This is a genomic window from Nonomuraea endophytica (assembly GCF_014203235.1).
GTDB lineage: Bacteria > Actinomycetota > Actinomycetes > Streptosporangiales > Streptosporangiaceae > Nonomuraea > Nonomuraea endophytica.
The window spans coordinates 60,911-71,865 of record NZ_JACHIN010000026.1 but is presented as its reverse complement, the minus strand read 5'-3'; the positions used below and the strand labels follow the sequence as shown (position 1 = coordinate 71,865).

Annotated in this window: 10 protein-coding genes; 2 read left to right on the top strand and 8 right to left on the bottom strand. The window is 70.9% G+C overall.

The genetic code is table 11. From position 1 onward, the window contains the following. Positions 1-47 precede the first annotated feature (47 nt). On the bottom strand, positions 48-2,645 hold the full coding sequence (gene alaS / locus HNR40_RS50965; RefSeq protein WP_184975438.1) for an alanine--tRNA ligase: 2,598 nt from the start codon (positions 2,643-2,645) through the stop codon (positions 48-50). Here alaS and tsaD point away from each other — a divergent pair. Both tsaD and def read left to right on the top strand, forming a co-directional pair. Beyond that, the gene (gene tsaD / locus HNR40_RS50960) at positions 2,644-3,708 is read left to right on the top strand and encodes a tRNA (adenosine(37)-N6)-threonylcarbamoyltransferase complex transferase subunit TsaD (protein ID WP_184975435.1); all 1,065 of its coding nucleotides are present in this window, start codon (positions 2,644-2,646) and stop codon (positions 3,706-3,708) included. The two genes, alaS and tsaD, sit on opposite strands and share 2 nt — an antisense overlap. After that, on the top strand, positions 3,705-4,238 hold the full coding sequence (def, locus tag HNR40_RS50955) for a peptide deformylase (protein WP_184975431.1): 534 nt from the start codon (positions 3,705-3,707) through the stop codon (positions 4,236-4,238). The genes tsaD and def overlap by 4 nt, the downstream gene beginning before the upstream one ends. Positions 4,239-4,268: 30 nt before the next feature. On the opposite strand, the gene HNR40_RS50950 is transcribed toward def, so the two are convergent. From HNR40_RS50950 to HNR40_RS50920, 7 genes are read right to left on the bottom strand one after another with little or no spacing between them, the layout of a single operon-like run. Beyond that, on the bottom strand, positions 4,269-4,847 hold the full coding sequence (locus HNR40_RS50950; protein ID WP_184975428.1) for a TetR/AcrR family transcriptional regulator: 579 nt from the start codon (positions 4,845-4,847) through the stop codon (positions 4,269-4,271). Between the two features lie 22 nt (positions 4,848-4,869). After that, a complete protein-coding gene (locus tag HNR40_RS50945) occupies positions 4,870-5,700 on the bottom strand; it encodes an amidohydrolase family protein (protein ID WP_221341841.1) in 831 nt (276 codons plus the stop codon). Further along, positions 5,697-6,443, bottom strand: coding sequence for an HpcH/HpaI aldolase family protein (locus tag HNR40_RS50940; RefSeq protein ID WP_184975425.1), 747 nt, complete (start codon positions 6,441-6,443; stop codon positions 5,697-5,699). Before HNR40_RS50940 ends, HNR40_RS50945 begins: the two co-directional genes overlap by 4 nt. After that, positions 6,440-7,153: an ABC transporter ATP-binding protein gene (locus HNR40_RS50935; protein ID WP_184975422.1), complete on the bottom strand. Its 714-nt coding sequence runs from the start codon at positions 7,151-7,153 to the stop codon at positions 6,440-6,442. The genes HNR40_RS50940 and HNR40_RS50935 overlap by 4 nt, the downstream gene beginning before the upstream one ends. After that, positions 7,150-8,877, bottom strand: a complete 1,728-nt coding sequence (locus HNR40_RS50930) for a branched-chain amino acid ABC transporter ATP-binding protein/permease (RefSeq protein ID WP_184975419.1) — start codon at positions 8,875-8,877, stop codon at positions 7,150-7,152. Before HNR40_RS50930 ends, HNR40_RS50935 begins: the two co-directional genes overlap by 4 nt. Next, positions 8,874-9,746: a branched-chain amino acid ABC transporter permease gene (locus HNR40_RS50925; protein WP_221341840.1), complete on the bottom strand. Its 873-nt coding sequence runs from the start codon at positions 9,744-9,746 to the stop codon at positions 8,874-8,876. Before HNR40_RS50925 ends, HNR40_RS50930 begins: the two co-directional genes overlap by 4 nt. Then, a complete protein-coding gene (locus tag HNR40_RS50920; protein WP_184975416.1) occupies positions 9,746-10,954 on the bottom strand; it encodes an amino acid ABC transporter substrate-binding protein in 1,209 nt (402 codons plus the stop codon). The genes HNR40_RS50925 and HNR40_RS50920 overlap by 1 nt, the downstream gene beginning before the upstream one ends. Position 10,955 lies beyond the last annotated feature (1 nt).

Genomic DNA, 10,955 nt, shown 5'->3' with positions numbered 1-10,955 from the left:
CGCTGATGGCCGCCCAGCTCACCGGCTCAGGAAGGGGATGGCCGGGCTCACCCGGCCCGGGAAACGAGCTCGGCGATCGTCGCGAGTGCGGTGTCGACGTCGGCGGGCGCCTTGCCCTGGGCGAGCGCCGGGCTGCCACCGCCCTTGCCGTCGAGCGCCGTCCTGACCAGGACACCGGCCGACAGTCCCGCCTTCTGGGCCTCCTGGTTCAGCGCCACGACGAACCCGCCGGGCGAGCTCACCGCCACGACCGCGGCCCGCCCGGCCAGCCGGTCGCGGACCAGCTCGGCCAGCACCCGAGGGTCGAGGTCGGTCCTGGCGGTGGCCAGCAGCGCCGGGCCGAGGTCGCGGGCGGCGTCGGCCACCGCGACCGACTCGGCCTTCAGGAGCCGCTCGCGCAACTCCTGCGCCTGCCGCTCGGCCTGCTTCATCCGCTCGACCAGAGCGCCGATCCGATCGGGCAGTTCGGCACGGGGCGTGTTGAGCTGCTCGGCCAGCCGGGAGACCAGGTCGCGCTCGCGGGCCAGGTAACGGAAGGCCTCCAGGCCGGTGACCGCCTCGACCCGGCGCTGCCCGGCGCCGACCGAGGACTCGCCGGTGAGGGCGATCGAGCCGATCTGGGCCGAGTGGTCGACGTGGGTGCCGCCGCACAGTTCGCGCGACCATGCGCCGCCGATCTCCACGACCCTGACCTCGTCGTCGTAGGTCTCCCCGAACAGCGCGAGCGCGCCCTGCGAACGGGCCTCGGGAAGGGACATGTAGCGCACCTCGACCGGCAGGTCGCGCCGGATGGCGAGGTTGGCCGCCTCCTCCACCTCGCTGCGCGCCGCCGCCGACAGGCCGCCGCGCCAGGAGAAGTCGAGGCGCAGGTAGCCGGGCCGGTTGTAGGAGCCGGACTGCAGGGCCGCCGGGCCGAGCACCTCACGCAGCGCCGCGTGCACGACGTGGGTGCCGGAGTGCGCCTGCCGCGCGCCGACCCGCCACTCGGGATCCACCGCGGCGTGTACGGCGGAGCCGACGCCGACGGAGCCGCCGGTGACCCGTACCTGGTGCACGATCAGCCCCTTGACCGGCCGCTGCACGTCGATGACCTCGCCGGTGAACGAGGGGCCGGTCAGGGTGCCCGCGTCGCTGTCCTGGCCGCCGGATTCGGCGTAGAAGGGGGTGCGGTCGAGCACGATCCCGACGATCTCGCCTTCACCGGCGCTCTCGGCGGGCAGACCGTCACGCAGGATGGCCACGACGGCGGAGTCGCTTTCGAGGCTCTGGTAGGCCAGCCACTCGGTGGGCCCGGATCGGTCGAGCACGTCGCGGTAGAGGCCGGTGTCGGCGTGGCCCCGCTTCTTGGCCCGCGCGTCCTGCTTGGCGCGCTGCCGTTGCTCGTCCATGAGCCGCCGGAAGCCGTCGACGTCGACCTCCAGGCCGCGCTCGGCGGCGATCTCCACGGTCAGGTCGATCGGGAAGCCGTAGGTGTCGTGGAGCTGGAAGGCGGTCGCGCCGGGCAGCGCCGTCCCGGCCCGGGACAGCTCCCGGTCGAGGACGGCGTTGCCCTGCCGGAGCGTGGCGTCGAACGCCTGCTCCTCGCCGTAGGCGTAGGCGGAGATGCGCTCGAAGTCGGCGGCCACCTCGGGGTAGGAGGGCGCCATGCGGTCGCGTGCCACCGGCAGCAGTTCGGGCAGCACCGGCCCGTCGTGGCCGAGCAGGCGGACGGCGCGGATGGCCCGGCGCAGGATCCGGCGCAGCACGTAGCCCCGGCCCTCGTTGGCCGGGGTGACCCCGTCGGAGATCATCATCAGCGCGGTGCGGACGTGGTCGGCGACGACGCGCAGCCGTACGTCGTCGGCCTTGTTCGCGCCGTAGCGGGCGCCGGTCAGCGTGGCGGCGGCGTCGAGGATCGGCTTGATCTCGTCGATCTCGTAGATGTTGTCCACGCCCTGCAGCAGCGCGGCCACGCGCTCCAGGCCCATGCCGGTGTCGATGTTGCGCGCGGGCAGCTCGCCGAGGATCGGGTAGTCCTCCTTGTCCGTGCCCTCGCCGCGCTCGTACTGCATGAAGACGAGGTTCCAGAACTCCAGGTAGCGGTCCTCGTCGACCTCGGGCCCGCCTTCGGGGCCGTAGGCGGGGCCGCGGTCGTAGTACAGCTCCGAGCACGGACCGCACGGGCCCGGCACGCCCATCGACCAGAAGTTGTCCTTCTTCCCTCGGCGCACGATGCGCTCCTCGGGCAGCCCGATCACGTCCCGCCAGATCGTGTACGCCTCGTCGTCCTCGTGGTAGACCGTCGCCCAGATCCGCTCGGGGTCAAGTCCGTAACCCTCGGTGGACAACTCCCAGGCCAGCCGGATGGCTTCTTCCTTGAAGTAGTCGCCGAAGGAGAAGTTGCCGTTCATCTGGAAGAACGTGCCGTGCCTGGTGGTCTTGCCGACCTCTTCGATGTCGAGGGTCCTGACGCACTTCTGCACGCTGGCCGCCCGAGGGTACGGCGGGCTCACCTGCCCGAGCAGGTACGGCTTGAACGGCACCATCCCGGCGTTGACGAACAACAGGGTCGGATCATCGGCGGGCAGGGGAGCGCTGGGCACCACTGTGTGCCCGGCGGCGGAAAAGTGATCAAGGAAGCGCCGTTTGACCTCAGCCGTTCTCATGGACCGCATAATATTTGTTGTTGCAAACTATTCGCGAGAAGGAGGCGGTGTGGCCGTAGTCCTGGGGATCGAGACCTCGTGCGACGAGACCGGCGTGGGCGTGGTCGCCGACGGGCGTGTGCTGGGCGCCGCGCTGGCCTCCTCCATGGACGAGCACGCCCGCTTCGGCGGCGTCGTTCCCGAGATCGCCGCCCGAGCGCACCTGGAATCACTGACCCCGTGTCTCCTCTCGGCCATGGAGCAGGCCCAGGTCAAGCCCGGCGAGATCGACGCGATCGCGGTCACCTCGGGTCCGGGGCTGGCGACCGCGCTGCAGACGGGCCTGGCCGCCGCCAAGGCGCTCGCCTTCGGCTGGGACAAGCCGCTCTACGGCGTGCACCACCTGGCCGGGCACGTCGCCGCCGACACCCTGGAACACGGCCCGCTGCCCGCCCGCTCGATCGCCCTGATCGTCTCCGGCGGCCACACCTCGCTGCTGCTGCTCGGCGACCTGGCCCGCGACCCGATCGTCCACCTGGGCGACACCGTCGACGACGCGGCCGGAGAGGCCTTCGACAAGGTCGCCCGCCTGCTCGGCCTCGCCTACCCCGGCGGCCCGGCCGTCAGCCGCGCCGCCCTCGACGGCGACCGCGCCGCCATCGCCTTCCCCCGTGCCATGCTCGGCCAGGGCTACAGGTTCTCCTTCTCCGGACTCAAGAGCGCCGTGGCCCGCCAGGTCGAGCGGGAACCAGACCTGTCCGTCCCGGACGTCGCCGCCTCCTTCCAGGAAGCCGTGGTCGACGTGCTCACCCGCAAGGCCGTCGCCGCCTGCCTGGAACACGGCATCGACACCCTGGTGATCGTCGGCGGCGTGGCCGCCAACGCCCGCCTGCGCGAGGTCGCCGCCGAACGATGCGCCGCCGCGGGACTGGCCCTGCGTGTCCCGCCGCCCGCGCTGTGCACCGACAACGGCCTTATGATCGCGGCCGTGGGCGATCTGCTGGTGGAGGCCGGGCATCCGGCCGCCGCGCTCGATCTGTCCGCTGACCCTTCCGCTCCCCTGACCAAGGCGGTTTGCGCATGACCGGTACGGCCCGCCCCATCACCCTCCTCGGCACCCCGGTGCTGCACACACCATGCCGCCCGGTGGAGCGCTTCGACGACGACCTGGCCCTCCTGGTCGAGGACATGTTCGCCAGCATGTACGCCGCCAAAGGCGTGGGCCTGGCCGCCAACCAGATCGGCGTGGACCTGCGCGTCTTCGTGTACGACTGCCCGGACGCCGACGACGTCTACCGCAAGGGCGTGATCGTCAACCCGGCCCTGGAGCTACCCGCCGCCCAGGACCGCAACGTCGATCGGGGCGACGAGGGCTGCCTGTCGGTGCCGGGGCCACGCGCCGCGGTGGGCCGTCCCGACCTGGCCACCTGTCACGGGTTCGACGTGGCCGGCGAGCCGGTGACCGTACACGGGACCGGAGTGCTGGCCCGCTGCCTCCAGCACGAGACCGACCACCTCAACGGCATGCTCTACATCGACCGCCTCCCCGCCGAGGTCCGCGAGGCCGTGCTGGCGGAGTTCCGCGAGGGTCAGAGCGTGCCCGCCCAGCCGTGACAGCGGCCGTGCGGCACCTGACCGGCGGGGTCACCCCAGCAGTCCTCGGGCGATCAGCTGGGTGACTGTTTCGATGGCCTCGTCGTCGTCGCCTCCCGGGCTCTGCGCGAGGCGGTGGTAGCAGAAGGACTCCAGCATGCAGGTGATGGCGAAGGCGGCCAGCCGGGCGCTCTCCTCGCTCTTGGCCGCCGGGCTGTCGGTGTCGCGGATGTGCCGCGTCCAGTGCTCCACGTGCCGCTGGCGTAGCTCCTCGTGGATGTGGCGGAAGGTACCGCTGGACATGGACGCCTGGAAGATGCCGACGATCTCCGGGAGGTGCTCGCGGTAGGTGTCCCAGTAGGCGCGGACGTGGTGGCGGATGTCGTCGGTCGTGGAGAGCCGGTGCTCGTGGCCGAGCTGCTCGACCACGTGGGAGCGCAGCGCCGTCTGGAAGTCGTCGGCCAGCGAGGTGAGCAGGGCGTCCTTGTCCTCGAAGTAGCGGTAGAACGAGCCCACCGCCTTTCCCGCCTCCGCGGTGATATCGGTGATCTTGATTTCGGCATAGCTCTTGCGGGTCAGCAGCCGCCGTGCGGCGTCCTTGAGCTCTGCTTCGGTGCGCTTGGACTTCACCAGATTCCTCCCGCCCACGAGATTACTGCTCATAGAACAGCCGTCCCGGCGCCTCGACGAGGATCTGGTGACGATCTTCCGGGGCGGGCGCCCAGTCGGCCAGCAGGTTCAGCAGCGCGCCGGTGTCGCGTTGGCCGTCCGGCAGATGTGGCCAGTCCGAGCCCCACAGCAGCCGGTCGGGGCGGGCCTCGACCAGGGCGCGGGCCAGCGGTTCCACGTCCGTCTTCAGCCGGTAGGGGGCCGACAGCTTGAGGTAGCAGTGCCCGCCCGCCAGCAGTGGAAGCAGCCCGTCGAGGTCCATCCCGTATCCCATGTGGTCGATGACGAAGGGGTGCTCCAGCTCGGTCAGGAACGGCAGCAGGGTCTTGACGACCGCGCCCGGGGTGTAGAACTGCAGGTGCCAGCCGCGCCGCCCGGCGCGCAGGGCCATCGCGCGGATGTAGGCGATGAGTTCGTCGGCCGGCCACGTGGCGCGGGCGAACAGGTCGAGCCTGATCGCGCGCACTCCCGCCTCGTGGAAGCGGTCGAGCTGCGCGTCGCTCACGGAGTCCTCGATCCGCACCACGCCGCGGCAGTGCGGTCCCACCTTGCGCAGCACGTCGAGGAGCAGGGTGTTGTCGGTGCCGTAAAAGGTCGGCTGGACCAGCACCATCCGCTCGACGCCGAGCCAGTCGGCCAGCCGCAGGTACTGGTCGAGCGTTCCATCGGGGAAGGTGTAGAGCGGGTCGGGCACATGGTTGTAGCCGGGCTCGAACACGTGGAAATGGGCGTCGCAGCTCAACCCGGGCAGCGTGAAGCGGGGCAGGGTATTGCTCGTCGCGGCCCGCATGGGCGTGGTCTGGAGGGGTGTCATGACGCGTCCTTCGCGGCGGCATCGATGGCTTGGTAAAGCAGGGCCGAGTCCATCCCGGTGATGCGGAGCGGGCAGACGCCGGCCAGACCGGTCGCGGGCATGCCGCCGATCGCCAGCAGCTTGCCGTGCGCGCGGCAGGCCGCGGCGGCGGTCTTGATCGCCTCGGCCACGCCGGGATCGTCGTAGGATCCGGGCGCGCCCAGCTCGGCGGTGAGGTCGTTGACGCCGATCGCGAGCATGTCCACGCCGTCCACCCGGGCGATGGCGGCGGCGTTGGCGATTCCCGCCGGGGTCTCGATGAGGATCTGCACGATCGCCTCCTCGTCCAGCGCCGGGTTCAGCTCCCTGGCCGGCATCGGCCGCATGCCGTACCTCGGCGCCTGGGCGATCTGCGAGCGCTGCCCGCGCGGCGGGAAGCGGCAGGCACGGGCGACCAGCCGCGCCTCCTCCGCGGTCTCGATCCGCGGCGCGACGATGCCGTGCGCGCCGCCGTCCAGCAGCCGGCCGATCATGCCGTACTCGCGTTCCGGCACCCGCACCAGCGCCGTCATCCCGAGGCTGTCGGCGGCCGAGCAGAGCTGGGCGGCCACGTCGGTGGACATGGGGGAGTGCTCCAGGTCGACCAGGATCGCGTGGTGGCCGGTCGCGTGCGCCATCCGCACGATCTCGGAGGTACGGCTGCCGCGAATCCCGAGCATGAGCGTCGGAACCCCCTGCCGCAGCCGGTCCAGGAAGGCGCTCACGGGGCACCGCCCAGGAAGAGCGCGCCCATCTCCGGGTCGTCCAGGATGGTCTTGGCGGAGTCGGCCATGAGCACGCGCCCGCTCTCCATGACGACGCCCCGGTCGGCGATCCCGAGTCCGAAGCGCACGTTCTGCTCCACGATGAGCACGGTGATGCCGCTCTCGCGCATCGTGTTCACGGTGTCGCCGACCAGGCCGAGCGAGCGCGGGTCGAGTCCCAGGGACGGCTCGTCGAGCAGCACCAGCGCCGGTTCGAGCATGAGCGCCCTGGCGAACTCGACGGTGCGCCGCTGGCCGCCGGACAGGTTGCCCGCCGGGTCGCCGGCCCGCTCGGCGATGAGCGGGAATCGCTCGGCGAGCTGGGCGTACCGCCCGCGCAGGTACGCCTTCTCCCGGCGGCGCAGGTAGCCGCCGAGAAGCACGTTCTCCTCCACGGTCATCGCCGGGAACAGGCCGTTCTTCTGCGGCACCTGGACGATTCCCGCCTTGATCAGCCGGGCGGGGTGCCGACCGGCGATGTCGTGGCCGCCGAAGCGGATCTGGCCGAGACGTGGCGCGAGCTGGCCGCTGATGGTCCGCAGGACGGTGGACTTGCCCGCGCCGTTGGGGCCGACGATGCAGGTCACGGAGCGGTGCGCGAGCTCCAGGTCGAGCCCCTGCAGCACGTCGCCGCCGCCGTACCCGGCGTAGACGCCGGTCATCGAGATCATTGGCTCGCTCCCGTCAGGTAGGCGTCCAGCACTAGCGGGTCGCTCCGCACCTCCTGCGGCGTGCCGGAGGCGATCCGGCGGCCGCCCGCCAGGACGTGGACGGTGTCGCAGAGCCCCAGCACGAACGGCATGTTGTGCTCGACGATCAGGAAGGTGGTCCCGGTCCTGTTGAGCTCGCGGATCAGCGCGCCCATCTGCTCGATCTGCGTCGGGTTGATCCCGCCGGCCGGCTCGTCCAGCAGCACCAGGCGGGGCTGGAGCATGAGGATCTGGATCAGCTCGATGAGCTTCTGCTGGCCGTAGGAGAGCTCGCCCGCGGGCAGGTCACGGTAGTCGGCGAGCCCGACGAGGTCGAGGAGCTCCGCGCCCCTGGCCGCCTGGGCTCCGGTGATCGCCGGGGCCGCCCAGGACCCGTTGGATCCGGCGACGACGTTGCGCAGCACCGACAACTTCGGGAACAACCTGGTGATCTGGTGCGTACGGCCCAGCCCCGAGCGGCTGCGTACCCACCGGCTGGAGCCGTCGATCCGCCGGCCGTCCAGGAGGATCGTGCCACTGTCCGGCTTCATCGCGCCGTCGATCAGGTTGAACAGCGTCGTCTTGCCGGACCCGTTCGGCCCGATCAGCCCGGTGATCGAGCCGGGCTCGACGGTGAGGCCCAGGCCGTCCAGGACGGTGAGGCCGCCGAAGCGCTTGCGCACGTCGCGGGCCTCCAGCCGGGCGCCGTCGCCGACCGCGAGCCAGGAGGGGACCGCGGTGAGGGTCAGGCGTTTGCCCACGGCCGCCGGTCTTCCTCTGGCCAGCGCCTGCCGTACTCCGGGAATGATGCCTTTGGGCAGGAAGAGCAGGATCGCCAGGAGCAACCCGCCGAAGACGATCAGCCGCCAGGCGCCCGCGGCCGGGCCGGTGAACAGCTGGTTGGTGAGCTGGGAGAACGGCTCCAGCAGGAACGCGCCCAGCACGGGACCCCACAGCGTGCCCGTGCCGCCGAGCAGGGCGGCGAGCACGATCATGATGCTGGTGACGATGCTGAACATGGCTCTGGAGTCGAGGAATCCCAGGTAGTAGCCATAGACGCCGCCCGCGACGCCGATCGGCACGCTGCTGGCCACGAAGGCGGCGAGCTTGGCGGCCGAGGTGTGGACCCCGATGCCGGCCGCCTTCTCCTCGTCCTCGCGGATGGCCGTCAGTCCGAGGCCGAAGCGGGATGAGGCGATCGCCCGCGACATCAGCAATGTCAGGATCAGCAGGCCGAGCAGGCCGTAGTAGAAGGGCCAGAGCGCGTAGTCCCTGCTCCAGGTCAGCGCGGGAAGGACCATGCCGTCGTTGCCGTTCGTGACCGACGTCCAGTTCAGCGCCACGATGCCGAGCAGGTAGAGCATCGCGAAAGTGATCATGATGAACGCGTTGCCGCGCGCCCGGAAGGTGACCAGGCCGAGCACGGCGGCGAGCGCTCCGGCGACGAGGCCGCCCAGGGGAGCGGCCAGGAACGGGGAGATCGACCACGCGTCGGCCGCGATGGCGGTGGTGTAGGCGCCCACTCCCAGGAACGCGCTCTGTCCCAGGGAGATGTAGCCGGTGTAGCCGCCCATGATGTTCCAGGAGCTGGCCATGATCGCCAGCAGGAAGATCAGGATGAGCATGTTCAGGTAGTAGGCGTCGCCCCACAGAACGGGCATGAGGGCGAGGACGGCGCAGCCGGCCCCGATGACCATGATCCTCATGCGCTGACCACGTCCTCTCGAACGCGAACGCCGAAGATCCCCTGCGGGCGCAGCAGGAGGGTCAGCACGATGACGGCGAACGGCATGGCGGTGGCCCACGCGGGCGATCCGTACGTGGCCGTGAGCGTCTCGATCACGCCGAGGGCCAGGGCGCCGACGAGTGCGCCGCCGAGGCTGCCCATGCCGCCGAGGACCACGATGGCCAGCCCCAGGCCGATCCACTGATCCCCGGAGTCCGGGGTGAAGGGTGACAGGACCGCGAGGATGGAGCCCGCCGCGCCGGTCAGCGCGGCCCCGAGGGCGAAGGCGGCCACGTTGATGCGCTCCACCCGGATGCCGACGAGTTCGGCGCCTTGGGGATTCGCCGTCGCGGCGCGCACCGCCCTTCCCAGCCAGGTCCGGTTGAGCAGCGTGTGCAGCGCGGCCAGCAGGACCAGCGCGCACGCGGAGCCGTACACCTGGGCGGCGGGGAAGACCAGGTCGCCGATCCGGAAGGACGAGCGGGCGTAGGAGGTGGCCACGGAGTGCGGCTCGTGGCCCCAGATGAGGATGATGACCCCCTCCAGGATCATGGCGAGCGCGAGCGTGGAGAGGATGACGGTGCCCTCGCCGCCGTGCTCGGCCCGCTGGACGACGAGCCGGTGGATGAGCCAGCCCAGGCCGAACAGCACCGCGCCGACGACGGGGATCGTCGCGAAGGGGTCCACGCCCGTCGCCGCGCAGATGGTGTAGGTGAGGAACGCTCCGGCTATGAGCAGCGCGCCGTGCGTCAGGTTGACGATCCGCATGACGCCGAAGATCAGCGTCAGACCGCTGCTGGCCAGGGCGTACACGCCGCCGACGAGCAGGCCGAAGAGCACCGCCTGCATCAGGTCGCCCAGTTCGGCTTGGCGGCGATCGCGGACGGGACGGTGGCGGCCGAGGCGGGCGCGACGACCTCCAGCTTGCCGCCCTGCCACTGCATGAGGAGCAGGCTCCCGTCGGGCACCCCGCGCTTGTCCCACTTCAGCGGGCCGACGATGGTGTCCACCTGGTTGGCGTGCAGCCAGGCCGCGATCGCGTCCTGGTCGAGCTTGCCCACGGCCTGGACTCCGGCCTGGAGCACCTGCACCGCGGTGTAGGAGTTGGCGGCGTCCTCGCTCGGTTCCTGGCTGAACTGCTTGCGGTAGTCGGCGACGAACTCGGCGTTGCCGGGGTACTTGGCGGCCGGGTGCCAGCTGCCCGCGGTGAAGATGGCCTCGGTGTTGGTGGCGCCGATGGCCTTCGGGTAGGTGTTGACGCTGGAGGGCGCCCTGGTCTGGTAGAGGATCGGGGGCGTGAAGCCGACCCGCTGCATGGCCTGCACCACGGCCGCGCCGTCGAGCTCCAGCGCGCCGTGCACCACCAGCGCGGGGTCGGCCTGCCGGATCGCGTTGGCGATCGCGTCGAAGTTCTTGGTGTCCGGCGGGTACTTCTGCCCGTAGACGGTCTTGATGCCGAGTCCTTCGAAGGTCTTGCGCAGATTCTGGACGGGCACGTCGGTGCTGGGGTCGTCCTGGTGCAGGTACGCCGCGGTGGCCGGCCGCTCCTTCAGACCCTCCACATAACCGGCGAACGGCCGGTGAGCGGTGTCGGTCGTGCCGGGCTGGCTGAAGAACAGCCGGGTGTGGCCGCGCGAGAAGATGTCCGCGGCCCCGCCCGACGGCTCGATGTAGAGCATGCGGTTGCGGTCGGCGACGGTGGAGGCGGGCAGGTTGAGAAAGGAGGAGAACGTGCCGATCAGCAGGTCCACCCGGTCCTGGCTGATCAGCCGGTTGTAGTTGGAGACCACGGTGTTCTGGTCGAAGCCGTCGTCGAGGATGACGAACTCCACCTTGCGGCCCAGGAGCCCGCCGCGCGCGTTGATCTGGCTCTGCCAGACCTGGTAGCCCTTGTAGCCGGGGTCGGCGACGTCCGCGGCCGGGCCGGTGAGCGGCAGCGATGCGCCGATCTTGAGTGGAGCCGCCGTGGAGGAGGATGAGGAGCCTGACGCACCGCATGCGGTGACGAGAGGCAGCAGTGATGCGCCGATGAGGAACGAGCGTCGGTCGATGGTCATG

Coding starts and splice junctions, on each gene's coding strand:
- tsaD (WP_184975435.1), top strand. CDS start 2,644: ATGGACCGCATAATATTTGTTGTTGCAAACTATTCGCGAGAAGGAGGC.
- alaS (WP_184975438.1), bottom strand. CDS start 2,645: ATGAGAACGGCTGAGGTCAAACGGCGCTTCCTTGATCACTTTTCCGCC.
- def (WP_184975431.1), top strand. CDS start 3,705: ATGACCGGTACGGCCCGCCCCATCACCCTCCTCGGCACCCCGGTGCTG.
- HNR40_RS50945 (WP_221341841.1), bottom strand. CDS start 5,700: ATGACACCCCTCCAGACCACGCCCATGCGGGCCGCGACGAGCAATACC.
- HNR40_RS50935 (WP_184975422.1), bottom strand. CDS start 7,153: ATGATCTCGATGACCGGCGTCTACGCCGGGTACGGCGGCGGCGACGTG.
- HNR40_RS50930 (WP_184975419.1), bottom strand. CDS start 8,877: ATGAGGATCATGGTCATCGGGGCCGGCTGCGCCGTCCTCGCCCTCATG.
- HNR40_RS50925 (WP_221341840.1), bottom strand. CDS start 9,746: ATGCAGGCGGTGCTCTTCGGCCTGCTCGTCGGCGGCGTGTACGCCCTG.
- HNR40_RS50920 (WP_184975416.1), bottom strand. CDS start 10,954: ATGACCATCGACCGACGCTCGTTCCTCATCGGCGCATCACTGCTGCCT.